This window comes from Streptomyces sp. NPDC059832, assembly GCF_042731715.1.
Taxonomy (GTDB): domain Bacteria; phylum Actinomycetota; class Actinomycetes; order Streptomycetales; family Streptomycetaceae; genus Streptomyces.
Genome location: NZ_JBHWIY010000003.1, coordinates 190,477 through 207,626, shown reverse-complemented (window position 1 = coordinate 207,626; position 17,150 = coordinate 190,477). Strand labels below are relative to the sequence as shown.

Genomic DNA, 17,150 nt, shown 5'->3' with positions numbered 1-17,150 from the left:
TGGCGGCCTAGACTCGACAAGCGATGAGCAGCCTCTTTGACGACAGCTTCCTGGCCGGCCTCCAGCACTCGGAGGAAGAGCCCCCGCCGCCCCCCGAGGACTCCGCACCCGAAGCGGTGCCGGAGGACCTCTTCGCGGGCGTGTTCGACGGGCCCCCGCCGCCCAGGGACGCCTACTACCGCGACGGCGCGCACCGCCCCGTCATCGATTCCGCGGCGCTCCTCGACGGGCTGAACACCGAGCAGCGCGCCGCCGTCGTCCACGCGGGATCCCCGCTGCTCATCGTCGCCGGGGCCGGCTCGGGCAAGACCCGGGTGCTGACCCACCGGATCGCCCACCTCCTCGCCGAGCGCGGGGTGCACCCCGGCCAGATCCTGGCGATCACCTTCACCAACAAGGCCGCGGGCGAGATGAAGGAGCGCGTCGAGCAGCTCGTCGGGCCGCGCGCCAACGCCATGTGGGTCATGACCTTCCACAGCGCGTGCGTACGTATCCTGCGCCGCGAGTCCAAGCGGCTCGGTTTCACCTCGTCGTTCTCGATCTACGACGCCGCCGACTCCAAGCGGCTGATGGCCCTGGTCTGCCGCGATCTCGACCTCGACCCGAAGCGCTTCCCGCCGAAGTCGTTCACGGCCAAGGTCTCCAACCTGAAGAACGAGCTGATCGACGAGGAGACCTTCGCCGGCCAGGCCGCGGACGGCTTCGAGAAGACGCTCGCCCAGGCCTACGCGATGTACCAGTCCCGGCTGCGCGAGGCCAACGCGCTGGACTTCGACGACATCATCATGACGACGGTCCACCTGCTCCAGGCGTTCCCGGACGTCGCCGAGCACTACCGCCGCCGCTTCCGGCACGTCCTGGTCGACGAGTACCAGGACACCAACCACGCCCAGTACACCCTCGTACGCGAGCTGGTCGGCCCGGCGGGCGAGGGCGACGCCCCGGCCGAGCTGTGCGTCGTGGGTGACGCGGACCAGTCGATCTACGCCTTCCGCGGCGCGACCATCCGCAACATCCTCCAGTTCGAGGAGGACTACCCGAACGCGACGACGATCCTCCTGGAGCAGAACTACCGCTCCACGCAGACGATCCTGTCCGCCGCCAACGCGGTCATCGAGCGCAACGAGAGCCGCCGCCCCAAGAACCTCTGGACGAACGCCGGCACGGGCGTCCGGATCACCGGCTACGTCGCCGACACCGAGCACGACGAGGCGCAGTTCGTCGCCGACGAGATCGACCGGCTGACCGACGCGGGCGACGCCAGGGCCGGCGACGTCGCGATCTTCTACCGTACGAACGCCCAGTCCCGTGTCTTCGAAGAGATCTTCATCCGCGTCGGTCTGCCCTACAAGGTCGTCGGCGGCGTGCGCTTCTACGAGCGCAAGGAGGTCCGGGACATCCTGGCCTACCTGCGCGTCCTCGCCAATCCGGAGGACACCGTCCCGCTGCGCCGCATCCTCAACGTGCCCAAGCGCGGCATCGGCGACCGGGCCGAGGCGATGATCGACGCGCTGTCCCTGCGCGAGAAGATCACCTTCCCGCAGGCGCTGCGCCGGGTCGACGAGGCGTACGGCATGGCGGCCCGGTCGGCCAACGCCGTCAAGCGGTTCAACACGCTGATGGAGGAGCTGCGCACGATCGTCGAGTCGGGCGCGGGCCCCGCGGTGGTCCTGGAGGCGGTCCTGGAGCGCACCGGCTACCTCGCCGAGCTGCAGGCCTCCACCGACCCGCAGGACGAGACCCGGATCGAGAACCTTCAGGAACTGGCCGCCGTGGCGCTCGAATTCGAGCAGGAGCGGGGAGCGGCCGGCGAGGAGGACGCGGGCACGGGCACGGCCGCGGGCACGGGCACGCTCGCCGAGTTCCTGGAGAAGGTCGCGCTCGTCGCCGACTCCGACCAGATCCCCGACGAGGACGAGGACGGCTCCGGTGTCATCACGCTGATGACGCTGCACACCGCGAAGGGCCTCGAATTCCCGGTCGTCTTCCTGACCGGCATGGAGGACGGCGTCTTCCCGCACATGCGGGCGCTGGGCCAGGTGAAGGAGCTGGAGGAGGAGCGGCGGCTCGCGTACGTCGGCATCACCCGTGCCCGAGAGCGGCTCTATCTGACCCGGGCCGCGATGCGCAGCGCGTGGGGACAGCCCTCGTACAACCCGCCGTCGCGGTTCCTGGAGGAGATCCCGGACCAGCACCTGGAGTGGAAGCGGACCGGGCCGATGGCGGCTCCGGCCGGACCGACCTCGGGGATCACGTCGTCGCTGTCCGCGTCGCGTGCGCGCTCCGGGCCCTCGGGCTTCGCGACCCGGCGGACCTCGGACAAGCCGACGATCGCGCTGACCGTCGGTGACCGGGTCACGCACGACCAGTTCGGGCTCGGCACGGTGACGGCGGTCGAGGGCGTCGGCGACCAGGCGAAGGCCACGGTCGACTTCGGCGACGAGCGGCCCAAGAAGCTGCTGCTGCGCTACGCGCCGGTCGAGAAGCTGTAGACGGAGCCGACGGCGGCGGGCGGGGGTCGCGGCCCCCGCCCCGCTGAGCTCAGGTCGGGTTGACGCCGTGGCTGCGGAGCCAGGGCAGCGGGTCCACCGCCGGTCCGCCACCGGGGCGCACCTCGAAGTGCAGATGCGGGCCGGTCGAGTTCCCGGTGTCGCCCGAGTACGCGATGACATCACCGGCCTTGACCGGGCCCGAGCGGATCTTGGTGCCACTGAGGTGGCAGTACCAGGTCTCGGTCCCGTCGGCCATGGTGACGATGGCCATGTTCCCGTAGGCGCTGTTCAGCTGGGTGCGCACGGTGCCGTCCGTCGCGGCCATCACGGGCGTGCCCTCCAGGACGGGGAAGTCGATGCCCGTGTGCACGGACATCCAGTTGACGCCCGCCTGGCCGAAGTACGCGCTGAGGCCGTGCCGCTTGACCGGCATGACGTACTTGGGGCGCAGGGCCTCCTTGCGGGCGGCCTCCACCTCGCGCTTCTTCTTCTCGGCGGCCTGCCGCTCCCGCAGGTCGATGCGCTCCTGGGTACGGCTGGCGCGGTCGGCGAAGTTCTCGGCGTCGGCGCTGAGGTTGGCGAGCTGGGTGTCCAGCTTGTTGTTGGCCGCGACCGGCTTGACGGAGTCGGGGTCGGCCGCCGCCATCGTGGTGGTGTTGTCGTCCTTCTTGTCCTCGCTGCCCAGTCCGCCGACGGAGGCCGCGGCGATTCCGGCCACGCTCATCACGCAGGCGGAGGGAATGGCGACGGTGAGGAGCGCGGAACGCTTCGCGGGGGAACGCCGCCGGCTGCGGCTGCCGCCGCCGTTGCGGGTGGCGGGGCGGCTGACGGTGCGTCGCGAGCCGGGTGCGGCGTCTGCGGCGTCCGCGAGCCCGGTGACGCCTGAGTCATCCGCGTCATCTGCGTCATCTGCGTCGCCCGGGTCAACCGTGCTGTCCGTGCTGGCGTCGACGTAGGGCTCGTAGGGGTCGTAGGAGCCCAGGTCGGCGTAGGACTCGTAGGTTCCGTGCGCCTCGGGTGCCGGGGGCGCTTCGTACGACACCTGTGCGGTTTCCGCGGTTTGCGCGATTTGCTGCTCGTGCTCGGGCGTGGCGCCGGTGTTCCAGGCGGTGGCGTCGTACGCGCCGCTGTCGTATGCGGCCGTCTCGCTCGTAGCCCACGGGTCGTTCGTGTGCCAGCCGCTGGTGTCCCACTGACCCGTGGTGTCCGGGGCGCCGCCCTGTGCCGGGATGCCGGCGAACGTGGCGGTGGCCGTGGTCGCTTCCGCGCCGTAGTCGACGGGCGTCCAGGTGGCCGTGGTCTCGTACGTCGGCCCCGCCTCGTACTGCTGCTGGGGCTGCGCGGCGTACGGGGAGTAGGCGTCGTACGAGGTGGTCGGGTGTGCACCCGTGTCCCACTGCGTGGAGTCGTACTGGCCGCTGTATCCGGACTGCCCGGCGCCGTAGCCGCTGCCGTACGCGCCGTCGTGGCCGCCGGGGAGCGAGCCGAAGAGCGGATCGCTGTCGAAGTTGCCGGTCGCTTCGCTGTCGTATCCGGCGTACCCGGCGTGGGGGTGCTGGTCGTTCACCAACTTCTCTCTCGCCTCGGCAGCAGGACCTGTGCTCTGGGTTCCGGCGGTGGGATCCCAGGGGGAGCAGTGGCCGCGACTGTACCCGGCGGTACGTGACGCCGACAATCTTCGGCGGGCATGGGCGACTCAGGAAACGGGCAATCGGCCGTCTTTCGACGGACTGTGCACACAGCCTTGGCTCTATGTTCGAAACGCGTTCTATTTGTGGGGTCTCCGCCGGTCCGTGCGGCTCATGCAGCCCCTGCGGCTCATGCAGCCCCTGCCGTGCCTGTGGTGCCTGCCGTGCCTGTGGTGTCTGCGGTTCCGATGGCTTCGGTCGTCGGGTCGCGGGATTCCAGTGCCTGCCGGACCGCGGCGGCGACGGCCGGATGCACCGGCAGTGCGAGATGGCCGATCCCGGTGACGCGTACGTTCTGTGCGTCGAGATCCGGATGGTCGATGCAGGCCGCCTCGGCCGGGACGATCACCCGGTCGAGCTCGCTCCAGAAGCTCACGAACCGGGTGCGGCAGCCGGGCGCGGGCATGCGCAGCTCCTCGATCGGTGCGGACCCCGTACGCATCTGCCGCACGATGGGGTGAGCGCTCGCCAGCGGGGCGACGGCCGTTCCCCCGTGCGGTGTGCCGAGGGTGACCAGGGTGCGGACCCGTTGGTCACCCCCCAGTCGCTGTACGTAGTAGCGGGCGATCAGGCCGCCGAGGCTGTGTCCGACGATGTCGACCTCGTGGTGTCCGGTGCGTGCGCAGATCTCCTCGACATGCCGCCCCAGCAACTCGGCCGCGGTGCGGATGTCGCAGGTCAGCGGTGAGTAGTTGAGCGATTCCAGGTGACGTCGGCCGTGCCGGGCGAGGGAGCGGCGCAACAGCACGAAGACCGAACGGTTGTCGATGAAGCCGTGCAGAAGGACGACAGGGGGGTGCTCGTCGCCCTCGACGGGGAGGGGGGAGGCTCCGGCCGGGGCGGTGGAGGTGGCGCCGGGGGGTGCGGTGTGCGGTCCGGCCGGGTGTGGCGCGGCCCGTCGTTCCCCCGTGATGCCGGTGGGATAGAGGAGCACGTGCCCGGCGAGAACGACCAGCTCCAGCGCGGTGGCCTTCAGCAGAGCGGTTGGCAGGCGGACCGGGCACGGACACGGCCGGCCCAGCGTCAGGGGAAGGAAAGGCAGGACCCTCATGGCCGACCTCCTGCTTCGACGAGCGGGGGAGGCGGCTCCGTGGCTTCCGGCGCGCAGGCGGCCGGCGGACCGGATGGGCCGGGCAGGCCGTACCACCGTGCCGCGCGGCTGACGGCGCGGTGGTGCGGCAACCTCGTACCGGCTCCCCTGGCGACCGGTCCCGCACGGCAGGTCTGCCGCGTGATGCGGGAACGGTGCCCGGTGAACATGTCCCACGTGTGATTTCCCCCTCCCCGTCCACCGCGAAACGGCGGCTTGCGGGATGCTGTAGATAACGTTCGTTCACATCCCTGGCCCTTCAGGCACGGGAGACGCATGTGGAGGCAGTGATGGGTGTGACCGGTCCGATCCGTGTGGTGGTGGCGAAGCCGGGCCTGGACGGCCATGATCGCGGGGCCAAGGTGATCGCGAGGGCCTTGCGCGACGCGGGTATGGAGGTCATCTACACCGGGCTCCACCAGACGCCCGAGCAGATCGTGGACACCGCGATCCAGGAGGACGCCGACGCGATCGGCCTCTCGATCCTCTCCGGTGCACACAACACGCTCTTCGCCAAGGTGATCGAGCTGTTGAAGGAGCGCGAGGCGGAGGACATCAAGGTCTTCGGCGGCGGCATCATTCCGGAGGCGGACATCGCACCGCTGAAGGACCAGGGCGTCGCGGAGATCTTCACCCCGGGCGCCACGACGGCGTCGATTGTCGACTGGGTCAACGCGAACGTCCGCCACCCCGCGGAAGCCTGATCCTCCGGGCCCGTCTTGGTTCGGGCCGGTCCCGGTCCGGGCCCGTTTCGGACCGGGCCCGTTTCGGACCAGCCCAGGCGCCGGACGCGGCCGGGTTCCGGTCCGGGGCTCCGGTTCTCCGGCCGGGGCAGGGGGCAGAGGCAGGCCCGGCCGATGCCCGCCTCGCCCCGGCCCGAGCTGACCCGTCCCGGCCCGAGCCGACTTGCCCCGGTCCCATCCGCCCGGCCCGTTTCGCTGCCGGTTCCGTCAGGCCGGGATCAGTTCAGAGTCCATCGCCGCGCGCAGCCGCAACGTGGAGACCAGCCGTTGGAAGGCCTCGGACCAGTAGCCGTTGGCGCCGGGTGAGGCGTCCTCCGGTTCGTCCGGGGTGGTGGTGAGGACCTCCAGGCGGTCCGCCTCGGCCGGGTTCAGGCAGCGTTCGGCGAGGCCCATCACGCCGCTGAAGCTCCAGGGGTAGCTGCCTGCGTCCCGGGCGATGTCCAGGGCGTCGACGACCGCGCGGCCCAGCGGTTCGGCCCAGGGCGTCGGGCAGACCCCCAGGATCTGGAAGGCCTCCGACAGCCCGTGCGCGGCGATGAAGTCGGCCACCCAGCCGGCCCGTTCGGTCGCGGGGAGTATGCCGAGGAGCTTCGACCGTTCGGCGAGCGACGCCGTGCCGGGGCCGTTCGACGGAGGGGCGGAGGGGGTACCGAGCAGTGCGCGGGCCCACTCGGGGTCCCGTTGCCGCACCGTTGCCCGGCACCATGCCGCGTGCAGTTCCTCGGCCCAGCCGTCCGCGACCGGAAGGCCGACGATCTCTTGCGCGGTGCGGCCGCCGAACCGCGCCGGCCAGGTGGCGAGCGGCGTCGCCTCCACCAACTGGCCGAGCCACCAGGACCGTTCACCCCGTCCGGACGGCGGCACCGCCACCACTCCGTCGCGCTCCATCGAGGCGTCGCATTCGTGCGGTGCCTCCACGGCGACCGAGGCCTCGTCGCCGGTGAGGTCCGGGCTCACACAGGACAGCGCGCGGGACGCCATCCGGCCGGCGAGCGCCGACTCCGGCAGTGCGGACAGCAGTTCGGCGGCCGTCGAGCGGACATTGCGGCTGCGGTCGGAGAGGGCCTGTTCCAGGAAGGGCTCGTCCACCGCGGACAGTCCGGTGCGCAGCGAGTCGAGGAACATAAGCCGGTCCTCGGCCCGCTCGGTGGTCCAGGTGGTCGCGAGCAGGGTGAGCGCTCCGGCGGGATCGTGTGCCCGAACCGCCCCGAGCAGCGCGACCCGCTCGGCGAACAGGCCCTCCTCCCACAGCCGGGCGACCGCTTCCGGCTCCGTCGGGCCGGGCAGCGACGAGCCGCCGGACGAGCCGCGCAACGCGAACTTCCACTCGGGGTTCAGCCCGGCCAGCCACAGCCCGCGCGGCCCGGCGAAGGCCAGGGCCTGCGGCCGCAGGTCCGTACGGGCCCTGGCCGCGTCGAGCAGGGCCGGGAGCAGTACGGCCGGGGCCCGGAAGCCCTGCTGATTGGCGGTGGCCAGCCACTGCGGGATCAGCTCCGTGAGATCGGGAGCCGTACCGCGCCAGCCGCCCGAGCCGCCCGGTGCCGACCGGTCCGCCAGCAGCTGGGCGAGTCTGCGCCGCGCGGCCGGGGGCAGCGGGGGGCGAGGGTCGGTGGGCGCCGGCTCGGGCCGGGCGGCGGGGGAGGCGGGCAGAAGTCCCGCCCTGCGCCGTACGGTGTGGAGCGCCGCCGCGTCCAGCAGTCCGGCGGGCCCGCGGTCTCCCCCCGCGGGGCGACGGTCGGTGCCGAGAAGCGCCGTGGTGACGAGCTCCTCCCACGGAGCGGGTGTGATGGTGCCGGGCATGGGTCCCCCTTCGGATCCGACGTCAGATGAGTGGCACGGTCCCGGACGCCGCGTCGTCACCGGCATCGGCGGACCAGGCCGCGAACGGGTCGAAGCCGCGGTGGCCGCACTCGCCGAAGACCGTGACAGGAGAGCCGCCGGAGAGCGCGACGAGCTTCCACAGACCGGGCCGGGACAGCGCCGGCGGGGCGACGGGCAGAGCCGCTTCGCCCGCCGCGTCCACCAGTTGCCAGCTGTCCCCGGACGGCACGGGTATGACCTCGCGCAGCGTCACCGGCCAGGCGTCCAGCCAGGGGTCCTCCCGCAGGGCGTGTCCGTACGCGCCGATCGCTGACGCTGCCCCGTCACCCGGTGGAGGGGTGCCGGCCGGCGACGGCACCCCGAACTGACGGCCCAGCTCCGCCCGCAGCCGGCCCGCACCCGGATAGGGCGTGAGCTCGGCGTCGATCGTGACGCCCACCGGCAGTGCCAACCCGGGGGAGCGCCCGGCCGCCCCGAAGGAGAGCAGCAGCGCCGTGCGGCCCGTGTCCCTGCCGTGCAGCCAGATGCGGCGCGCGACGATCTTGCCGTCCGGGGTGTCGTACTGCGCGAGCACCAGCCAGTGGTCGCGGACCGGCGGGCCCTCGGCGGGGGCCGTCAGCCCCACCCGCGTGCGGACCGTGGCGGCCAGCGGTTCCGGCAGCCGGTCGATCCCCAGCCAGGCGCTGTCCAGCAGATGCAGCAGCGCGCACTCCTCCAGCAGCCGCACCGGCCAGCCCGGACCGGACGCCGGAATGGAACCCAACTCCCGTACCCTGGCGGCCAGTCCGGGCGCCTGGGCGTCGACCATGCGGGCCGCCGTCTCCTCCCAGAGCCCGTAGCCCGGCTGATCGGCTGCCGCCAGCCCCCCGCGCAGCAGATCGGCCAGCCGCTCCTCCAGCTCCTGCGCGCCGCCGGTGATCCGCTCGGCACGGCGCTCGGCCCGCCGCCGGGCGGCCTCCGGATCGGCCGGGCCCGCGGCCGGGGCGCCGTCCGCCGCGTGCTTCTCCGCCTTCTCGGCCGACCGCTCACGACGCCCCGCCAGCCACTCACCGGCCCAGTCCGGCACCTCGCCCGCGGGCAGGGCCGATTCCCCCGACGCCCAGACCAGCAGCAGCCCCAGCGCGTGTTTGCACGGGAACTTCCGGCTGGGGCAACTGCACTTGTACGCGGGGCCGGTGATGTCGACCACCGTCCGGTACGGCTTGCTCCCGCTCCCCTTGCACAGCCCCCACACCGCCCCCGGACCGTCGCACCCGCCGCCTGACCAGGGACCGGCCGAACCGAGCTTGCTCCCCGCCTTGCGTGACGCGTCGTCCGGAGCGAGGGCCAGTACCTGCTCCACCGTCCAGCGCGCCACCGGACCAGCGGTGCGCAAGGGTTCTCCCCCGTGAGATAGCAGCATGGGAACGACGGTAGAGCGCACCACTGACAATCGCCCTGACCTGCTGATTCACCGTCACGCACACATCTTGAATTTACTTGCCCTTTGCGATTCTCTGCGAGCAGCAGACCCATCGATCCGGGGGATCAACCGATGAGCCAAACCGTTCGCACCACCCGCACCAGCCGTAAGCTGCGCACCGTCCGAACCGCCGTCCGTGCGGCCGTCGTCCTCGGCCTCGGCATGGGCCTCGCCGCCTGCTCCGAGACCGTCGACCAGGTGGACAAGGCCGTGGACGAAACGTACGAGGTCACCTACGAGGTCACCGGCACGGGCGTCGACGAGATCCAGTTCCACGGCGGCGGGGGCAAGGCCATGGAGCCGAAGATCGAGACGGTCGAGTCGCCCACCCTGCCCTGGCGGAAGACCGTCACGCTGCGCGGGATCATGCCGCCCGTGGTCATGCCGATCGCCGTCGACGAGGACGGGGCCGACGTCTCCTGCTCGATCACACACAAGGGCGAGGTCATCAAGGAGGCGAAGGGCGAGGGCATGCTCGCCGCGGGCGGCTGCGTGGCCGTCTCGCCGGTGGCCGGCTGAACTCCCCGTCCGCAGCCCGTGAATCGGCCCTGACCTGCGGTCGGGGCCGATTGTCAGTGCCATGGTGCACGGTGGGAACCACATCGGGTCGACCGATCCGGAGGGGGATCCATGACCGTGTCCGAAACCACCGCCGCCGTCGGCGTACAGGCTCTCCGGCCGCATGCCGAGGACGCCTTCGCCCATGAGCTGAAGGCCCTCGCCGCGGCCGACGACCGCCCGCGGCCCGCCCGTTGGAAGCTTTCCCCGTGGGCCGTCGCCACCTACCTGCTCGGTGGCGCCCTGCCGGACGGCACCGTGATCACACCGAAGTACGTGGGCCCGCGCCGTCTCGTCGAAGTCGCCGTGACCACGCTCGCCACCGACCGGGCCCTGCTGCTCCTCGGCGTCCCGGGCACCGCCAAGACCTGGGTCTCGGAGCACCTCGCCGCCGCCGTCAGCGGCGACTCGACGCTGCTCGTCCAGGGCACGGCGGGCACCCCGGAGGAGGCCGTCCGCTACGGGTGGAACTACGCGCAGCTGCTCGCGCACGGGCCCAGCCGCGACGCCCTGGTGCCCAGCCCGCTCATGCGCGCCATGTCCGACGGCATGACCGCGCGGATCGAGGAACTCACCCGTATCCCCGCCGATGTGCAGGACTCGCTCATCACGATCCTGTCGGAGAAGACGCTCCCCGTGCCCGAACTGGGACAGGAGGTCCAGGCGGTCCGCGGATTCAATGTCATCGCCACCGCCAACGACCGCGACCGCGGGGTCAATGAGCTGTCCAGCGCGCTGCGCCGACGGTTCAACACCGTCGTGCTCCCGCTGCCGGCCACCCCCGAGGCCGAGGTCGACATCGTCTCCCGGCGCGTCGACCAGATCGGTCGCTCGCTCGACCTCCCGGCCGCACCGGACGGCACGGCCGAGATCCGCCGCGTCGTCACCGTCTTCAGGGAACTGCGCGACGGAGTCACCGCCGACGGCCGCACCAAGCTCAAGTCCCCCTCGGGGACGCTGTCGACGGCCGAGGCGATCTCCGTCGTCACCAACGGCCTGGCCCTCGCCGCCCACTTCGGTGACGGGGTGCTGCGCCCCGGCGACATGGCGGCGGGCATCCTCGGCGCGGTCGTCCGCGACCCCGCGGCCGACCGTGTGGTCTGGCAGGAGTATCTGGAGACGGTGGTCCGGGAGCGGGACGGGTGGAAGGACTTCTACCGCGCCTGCCGCGAGGTATCCGCATGACCCGGGCCGAACGTCCGGCGGGACCGCTGCTGCTGGGGGTGCGGCACCACGGACCGGGCTCGGCCCGCGCCGTCCGCGCGGCGCTGGATGCCGCCCGCCCGCGGGCCGTGCTCGTCGAAGGGCCCCCGGAGGCCGACGCATTGCTGTCGCTGGCCGCCGACGAGCGGATGCGGCCACCGGTCGCGCTGCTCGCCCATGCCGTCGACGACCCGGGGCAGGCGGCGTTCTGGCCGCTGGCGGCGTTCTCGCCCGAGTGGGTCGCGATCCGCTGGGCCCTTGAGCGCGGTGTTCCGGTCCGGTTCATCGACCTGCCCGCGGCGAATTCCCTGGCCATGACGCAGGCCGCGGAACGCGAAGCGGACAGCGGCGGGGGCGACGAGGCGGGCGCGGAAGGCAGAGGAGCGGAGGCCGGGGCGGAGGGGGAGGGCCCGCCCGGTACGGGTGGCTCGAACGCGCGGGCCCCGATCGACCCCATCGGCGTGCTCGCCGAGGCGGCGGGCTACGACGACCCGGAGCGCTGGTGGGAGGACGTCGTCGAACACCGCACCCGGGACGGCGAAGCCGTCGACCCGCGGGAGCCGTTCACCGCGCTCGCCGAGGCGATGACCGCCCTGCGCGAGGTGTACGGCGACGGCGGCCACCCCCGTGACGCCGTCCGGGAGGCCCATATGCGCATGCAACTGCGCAAGGCCGGAAAGGAGTTCGGCGACGACATCGCGGTCGTCTGCGGTGCCTGGCATGTACCCGCGCTCGGTACGCGGACCACGCTCGCCGCCGACCGCGCCCTGCTCAAGGGACTGCCCAAGGTCAAGGCCGAGCTGACCTGGGTGCCCTGGTCGCACCGGCGGCTCGCCCGGCACAGCGGTTACGGGGCGGGCATCGACTCGCCCGGCTGGTACGGACACCTCTTCGACGCCCCGGACCGCCCGATCGAGCGATGGATGACGAAGGTCGCCGGACTCATGCGCGACGAGGACCGGTTCGTGTCGTCCGCCCATGTCATCGAGGCCGTCCGGCTCGCCGACAGCCTCGCCGCCATGCGCGGTCGCCCGCTCGCCGGACTGGGCGAGACGACCGACGCGATCCGGGCCGTGATGTGCGAGGGCTCCGACGTGCCGCTCGCGCTCGTACAGGACCGGCTGATCGTCGGCGAGACCCTCGGCCAAGTGCCGGACACCGCCCCCGCCGTGCCCCTCCAGCGCGACCTCACCCGCCAACAGCGCACGCTCCGGCTCAAACCGGAGGCGCTGGAGCGGGAGTTGGAGCTCGACCTGCGCAAGGACAACGACGCGGCCCGCAGCCGACTGCTCCACCGGCTGCGCGTCCTCGCCGTCGGCTGGGGCGAGCCCGCCGAAGGCCGGGCGAGCACCGGCACCTTCCGGGAGAGCTGGCGGCTGCGCTGGGAACCCGAGCTGTACGTACAGGTCGCGGAGGCCGGGACCTGGGGCACCACCGTGCTCTCCGCGGCGACCGCCAAGGCCGGCTCGCAGGCCGCTTCGGCGACCGCACTCGCCGAGGTCACGGCACTCGCCGAGCAGTGCCTCCTCGCGGAACTGCCCGACGCGCTCCCCGTCGTGATGCGGGCCCTCGCCGACCGCGCCGCGCTCGACGCCGACGTGGGCCATCTCGCCGACGCCCTGCCCGCCCTCGCCCGCACCCTGCGCTACGGCGACGTACGGTCCACGGACACCGCGGCACTCGGCGAGGTCGCGGCCGGGCTCGCCGAGCGGATCTGCGTCGGACTGCCACCCGCCTGCACCGGGCTCGACGCCGACGGCGCCGACGAACTGCGCGGCCGGATGGACGGGGTCCACGCCGCGATCGGGCTGCTCACCGGCGCCGCGCAGGCCGACGCCGGCCCGGACGCGGACGGACTGCGCGAGCGCTGGACAGCCGTACTGCACAGGCTCGCCGCCCGGGACACGGTCGCGGGAGTCGTCCGGGGACGCGCGACCCGCCTGCTGCTCGACGAAGGACGGCTCGCGGAGGACGACGCGGCACGGCTGATGGGCCTGGCCCTCTCGCCCGGCACACCCCCGGCCGACGCCGCGGCGTGGATCGAGGGGTTCGTCGGCGGAGCCGCCGGCGGTGGCATGCTGCTCGTCCACGACGAGCGCCTGCTCGGCCTGGTCGACGCCTGGCTCACCGGAGTGCCCGCCGACCTCTTCGCCGACGTACTGCCGCTGCTGCGGCGCACCTTCTCGGCGTACGAAGCGGGCGTACGGCGGACCCTGGGCGAGCTCGTGGGCCGGGGCCCGGCAGCCGGGGGACCGGCAGCCACCGGCGTCGGCACGGGATCCGGGACGACAACAGTGGGATTCGGCCCGGGGCTGGACGAGGCCCGTGCCGACGCGGTCGAGCCGGTGCTGCGCCTGCTGCTCGGACTGCACCACGATTCGGGCCCGGACGGCGACGCCGCTTCCGGGCAGGCCGGGAGAGCCACGGACGCCAAGGAACCGCTGGGGGCAACGGGATGACCACGATCACGGACACGGCCGGCACCACACCGCACCCGGCGCACACCGGCCCGCACTCCGGCCCGGCGAACGACGAGCGGCTGCGCCGGTGGCGGCTGGTCCTGGGCGCGGACAGCGCGGAGGGCACCGGCTGCACCCTCACCGGCCGCGACGCCGCGATGGACGGCGCGCTGACCGCGCTGTACGGCGGCGGAAACAAGCCCGGCAGCCGGGGCAGAAACAGCCGCTCGGCCGGACTCGGGGCCTCCGCCCCCTCGGTGGCCCGCTGGCTCGGCGACATCCGCACGTACTTCCCCAGTTCCGTCGTCCAGGTCATGCAGCGCGACGCGATCGACCGGCTCGGTCTCGCCGCACTGCTCCTCGAACCGGAGATGCTGGAGGCCGTCGAGGCCGACGTCCATCTCGTGGGCACGCTCCTCTCGCTCAACAAGGCCATGCCCGAGACGACGAAGGAGACCGCGAGAGCGGTCGTGCGCAAGGTCGTCGAGGATCTGGAGAAGCGGCTCGCCACCCGCACCCGGGCCACGCTCACCGGCGCGCTGGACCGTTCGGCGAAGATCAACCGGCCCCGTCACCACGACATCGACTGGGACCGCACCATCCGGGCCAACCTCAAGAACTACCTTCCCGAGTACGGCACCGTCGTCCCCGAACGGCTCATCGGCTACGGGCGGGCGGCCCGATCCGTGAAGAAGGACGTGATCCTCTGCATCGACCAGTCGGGGTCGATGGCCGCCTCCGTCGTCCACGCCTCCGTCTTCGGCGCCGTGCTCGCCTCCATGCACACCCTGCGGACCAGGCTCGTCGTCTTCGACACGGCGGTGGTCGACCTCACCGACCAGCTCGACGACCCCGTGGACGTACTCTTCGGCACCCAGCTCGGCGGCGGCACCGACATCAACCGCGCGCTCGCCTACTGCCAGTCGAGGATCACCCGCCCCGCCGACACCGTGGTCGTGCTCATCAGCGACCTCTACGAGGGCGGAATACGCAACGAGATGCTGAAGCGGGTCGCCGCGATGAAGGCCTCCGGCGTGCAGTTCGTGACGCTGCTCGCGCTGTCCGACGAGGGCGCGCCCGCCTACGACCGCGACCACGCGGCGGCACTCGGGGCTCTGGGCGCACCGGCCTTCGCGTGCACCCCCGACCTCTTCCCGGAGGTGATGGCGGCGGCCATCGAGAAGCGGCCGCTTCCCGTACCGGACAAGGAGGCCGACCGGTGACACGGCGCCGTTCCGCCCGCCGCCGCACGGCCACCGGCGTGATCTGTGACCGTAATCACCGCTCAGGTGCGATCTGCGATTTAGGGTCCTGCGGAGCTCGGGGATAACCTGCGAGATGGACATGCCGCGTACCCCGGGTCACCGTGTGCGCCTTCCTAGTGACAGAGCAGTCACGTTGCCCCTCGCGGCACGCCCACGCAGAAAACGAACCGCGAGACCATTGATTAAGGGACGGACGCGCGTGGACCTGTTCGAGTACCAGGCGAGGGACCTCTTCGCCAAGCACGGTGTACCGGTGCTGGCCGGTGAAGTCATCGACACGCCTGAGGCAGCCCGCGAGGCGACCGAGCGGCTGGGCGGCAAGTCGGTCGTCAAGGCGCAGGTGAAGGTCGGCGGCCGCGGCAAGGCCGGCGGCGTCAAGCTGGCCGCCACCCCCGACGAGGCGGTCGCCCGCGCGACCGACATCCTCGGCATGGACATCAAGGGCCACACGGTCCACAAGGTGATGATCGCCGAGACCGCGCCGGAGATTCTTGAGGAGTACTACGTCTCGTACCTCCTCGACCGCACCAACCGCACCTTCCTGGCCATGGCCTCGGTGCAGGGCGGTATGGACATCGAGGAGGTCGCGGAGAAGACCCCCGAGGCCCTCGCGAAGGTCCCGGTCAACGCCGTCGACGGCGTCGACATCGAGAAGGCCCGCGAGATCGTCGCCCAGGCGAAGTTCCCGGCCGAGGTCGCCGAGAAGGTCGCCGAGGTCCTGGTGACGCTGTGGGACACCTTCGTCGCCGAGGACGCGCTCCTCGTCGAGGTGAACCCGCTCGCCAAGGTCGCCTCCGGCGACATCCTCGCGCTGGACGGCAAGGTGTCTCTCGACGAGAACGCCGACTTCCGTCAGCCCGAGCACGAGGCTCTTGAGGACAAGGCCGCAGCCAACCCGCTCGAGGCTGCCGCCAAGGCCAAGAACCTCAACTACGTCAAGCTGGACGGCGAGGTCGGCATCATCGGCAACGGCGCCGGTCTGGTCATGTCGACCCTGGACGTCGTCGCGTACGCCGGTGAGAACCACGGCAACGTGAAGCCCGCCAACTTCCTCGACATCGGTGGCGGCGCCTCCGCCGAGGTCATGGCGAACGGCCTGGAGATCATCCTCGGCGACCCGGACGTCAAGTCCGTCTTCGTCAACGTCTTCGGTGGCATCACCGCGTGCGACGAGGTCGCCAACGGCATCGTCCAGGCGCTCGCGCTGCTCAAGTCCAAGGGCGAGGAAGTCACCAAGCCGCTGGTCGTGCGCCTCGACGGCAACAACGCGGAGCTGGGTCGCAAGATCCTTTCCGACGCCAACCACCCGCTGGTCCAGCGCGTGGACACCATGGACGGCGCGGCCGACAAGGCCGCCGAGCTCGCCGCGGCTGCGAAGTAAGGGACGAGGGACTCCAACACCATGGCAATCTTCCTCACCAAGGACAGCAAGGTCATCGTCCAGGGGATGACCGGTGCCACCGGCATGAAGCACACCAAGCTCATGCTCGGTGACGGCACCAACATCGTCGGCGGCGTGAACCCGCGCAAGGCCGGCACCTCCGTCGACTTCGACGGCACCGAGGTACCCGTCTTCGGCTCCGTCGCCGAGGCGATGGAGAAGACCGGCGCGAACGTGTCCGTCCTCTTCGTGCCGCCGGCCTTCGCGAAGGCCGCCGTCGTCGAGGCGATCGACGCCGAGATCCCCCTCGCGGTCGTCATCACCGAGGGCATCGCCGTCCACGACTCGGCCGCCTTCTGGGCGTACGCCGGTTCGAAGGGCAACAAGACCCGGATCATCGGCCCGAACTGCCCCGGCCTGATCACCCCCGGCCAGTCCAACGCCGGCATCATCCCGGGCGACATCACCAAGCCCGGCCGCATCGGTCTCGTGTCCAAGTCCGGCACGCTGACCTACCAGATGATGTACGAGCTCCGTGACATCGGCTTCTCGTCCGCCGTCGGCATCGGTGGCGACCCGGTCATCGGTACGACGCACATCGACGCCCTCGCGGCGTTCGAGGCCGACCCCGAGACCGACCTGATCGTGATGATCGGCGAGATCGGCGGCGACGCCGAGGAGCGTGCGGCCGACTTCATCAAGGCCAACGTCACCAAGCCGGTCGTCGGCTACGTCGCGGGCTTCACCGCCCCCGAGGGCAAGACCATGGGCCACGCCGGCGCCATCGTCTCCGGCTCCTCCGGCACCGCCCAGGCGAAGAAGGAGGCCCTTGAGGCCGCCGGTGTCAAGGTCGGCAAGACGCCGACCGAGACCGCCAAGCTGGCCCGCGAGATCCTCGGCGCCTGATCGCTCCACCGCGCCGGAGCAGCACCGCAGTATCGCGTCACCGCACAGACGGCGCGGGTCCGTACCCGATCGGGTACGGACC

General features: G+C 71.8%; 12 protein-coding genes. 8 read left to right on the top strand and 4 right to left on the bottom strand.

Going from position 1 to position 17,150, the window contains the following annotated elements; genetic code table 11:
• Nucleotides 1–23: 23 nt before the first annotated feature.
• Nucleotides 24–2,492, top strand: a complete 2,469-nt coding sequence (gene pcrA / locus ACFV8T_RS06095) for a DNA helicase PcrA (RefSeq protein WP_385325134.1) — start codon at nucleotides 24–26, stop codon at nucleotides 2,490–2,492.
• Between the two features lie 49 nt (nucleotides 2,493–2,541).
• Here the strand turns inward: pcrA and ACFV8T_RS06090 are convergent, their stop codons facing one another.
• Entirely contained in the window at nucleotides 2,542–4,059 is a 1,518-nt protein-coding gene (locus tag ACFV8T_RS06090; RefSeq protein ID WP_385325133.1) for a M23 family metallopeptidase, read from the bottom strand.
• Between the two features lie 251 nt (nucleotides 4,060–4,310).
• Nucleotides 4,311–5,231: an esterase/lipase family protein gene (locus ACFV8T_RS06085; RefSeq protein WP_385325132.1), complete on the bottom strand. Its 921-nt coding sequence runs from the start codon at nucleotides 5,229–5,231 to the stop codon at nucleotides 4,311–4,313.
• 329 nt (nucleotides 5,232–5,560) lie between these two features.
• On the opposite strand from ACFV8T_RS06085, the gene ACFV8T_RS06080 reads away from it, so the two are divergent.
• Nucleotides 5,561–5,974 (top strand): cobalamin B12-binding domain-containing protein, encoded by a 414-nt coding sequence (locus tag ACFV8T_RS06080; protein WP_266415302.1) that lies wholly within the window; start codon nucleotides 5,561–5,563, stop codon nucleotides 5,972–5,974.
• A gap of 246 nt (nucleotides 5,975–6,220) precedes the next feature.
• On the opposite strand, the gene ACFV8T_RS06075 is transcribed toward ACFV8T_RS06080, so the two are convergent.
• Both ACFV8T_RS06075 and ACFV8T_RS06070 read right to left on the bottom strand, forming a co-directional pair.
• Entirely contained in the window at nucleotides 6,221–7,813 is a 1,593-nt protein-coding gene (locus ACFV8T_RS06075; protein ID WP_385325131.1) for a DUF5691 domain-containing protein, read from the bottom strand.
• 22 nt (nucleotides 7,814–7,835) lie between these two features.
• Nucleotides 7,836–9,236, bottom strand: a complete 1,401-nt coding sequence (locus ACFV8T_RS06070; protein WP_385325130.1) for an SWIM zinc finger family protein — start codon at nucleotides 9,234–9,236, stop codon at nucleotides 7,836–7,838.
• A gap of 132 nt (nucleotides 9,237–9,368) precedes the next feature.
• Between ACFV8T_RS06070 and ACFV8T_RS06065 the strand changes: the two genes are divergently transcribed.
• The 6 genes from ACFV8T_RS06065 (at nucleotide 9,369) to sucD (ending at nucleotide 17,068) form a co-directional block, all read left to right on the top strand.
• Nucleotides 9,369–9,815, top strand: a complete 447-nt coding sequence (locus ACFV8T_RS06065; RefSeq protein WP_385325129.1) for an MmpS family transport accessory protein — start codon at nucleotides 9,369–9,371, stop codon at nucleotides 9,813–9,815.
• A gap of 111 nt (nucleotides 9,816–9,926) precedes the next feature.
• Entirely contained in the window at nucleotides 9,927–11,039 is a 1,113-nt protein-coding gene (locus tag ACFV8T_RS06060) for an AAA family ATPase (RefSeq protein WP_385325127.1), read from the top strand.
• Nucleotides 11,036–13,516: a DUF5682 family protein gene (locus ACFV8T_RS06055; RefSeq protein ID WP_385325125.1), complete on the top strand. Its 2,481-nt coding sequence runs from the start codon at nucleotides 11,036–11,038 to the stop codon at nucleotides 13,514–13,516. Before ACFV8T_RS06060 ends, ACFV8T_RS06055 begins: the two co-directional genes overlap by 4 nt.
• On the top strand, nucleotides 13,513–14,739 hold the full coding sequence (locus ACFV8T_RS06050; RefSeq protein WP_385325123.1) for a VWA domain-containing protein: 1,227 nt from the start codon (nucleotides 13,513–13,515) through the stop codon (nucleotides 14,737–14,739). The genes ACFV8T_RS06055 and ACFV8T_RS06050 overlap by 4 nt, the downstream gene beginning before the upstream one ends.
• 241 nt (nucleotides 14,740–14,980) lie before the next feature.
• Nucleotides 14,981–16,162, top strand: a complete 1,182-nt coding sequence (gene sucC, locus ACFV8T_RS06045) for an ADP-forming succinate--CoA ligase subunit beta (RefSeq protein WP_072486624.1) — start codon at nucleotides 14,981–14,983, stop codon at nucleotides 16,160–16,162.
• A gap of 21 nt (nucleotides 16,163–16,183) precedes the next feature.
• Nucleotides 16,184–17,068, top strand: coding sequence for a succinate--CoA ligase subunit alpha (gene sucD / locus ACFV8T_RS06040; RefSeq protein WP_329922467.1), 885 nt, complete (start codon nucleotides 16,184–16,186; stop codon nucleotides 17,066–17,068).
• The last annotated feature ends 82 nt before the right edge of the window (nucleotides 17,069–17,150 follow it).

Bases quoted from the DNA above. Each gene is read 5' to 3' on its own strand.
- pcrA (WP_385325134.1), top strand. From the start codon at position 24: ATGAGCAGCCTCTTTGACGACAGCTTCCTGGCCGGCCTCCAGCACTCG.
- ACFV8T_RS06085 (WP_385325132.1), bottom strand. From the start codon at position 5,231: ATGAGGGTCCTGCCTTTCCTTCCCCTGACGCTGGGCCGGCCGTGTCCG.
- ACFV8T_RS06080 (WP_266415302.1), top strand. From the start codon at position 5,561: ATGGGTGTGACCGGTCCGATCCGTGTGGTGGTGGCGAAGCCGGGCCTG.
- ACFV8T_RS06075 (WP_385325131.1), bottom strand. From the start codon at position 7,813: ATGCCCGGCACCATCACACCCGCTCCGTGGGAGGAGCTCGTCACCACG.
- ACFV8T_RS06070 (WP_385325130.1), bottom strand. From the start codon at position 9,236: ATGCTGCTATCTCACGGGGGAGAACCCTTGCGCACCGCTGGTCCGGTG.
- ACFV8T_RS06065 (WP_385325129.1), top strand. From the start codon at position 9,369: ATGAGCCAAACCGTTCGCACCACCCGCACCAGCCGTAAGCTGCGCACC.
- ACFV8T_RS06060 (WP_385325127.1), top strand. From the start codon at position 9,927: ATGACCGTGTCCGAAACCACCGCCGCCGTCGGCGTACAGGCTCTCCGG.
- ACFV8T_RS06055 (WP_385325125.1), top strand. From the start codon at position 11,036: ATGACCCGGGCCGAACGTCCGGCGGGACCGCTGCTGCTGGGGGTGCGG.
- ACFV8T_RS06050 (WP_385325123.1), top strand. From the start codon at position 13,513: ATGACCACGATCACGGACACGGCCGGCACCACACCGCACCCGGCGCAC.
- sucD (WP_329922467.1), top strand. From the start codon at position 16,184: ATGGCAATCTTCCTCACCAAGGACAGCAAGGTCATCGTCCAGGGGATG.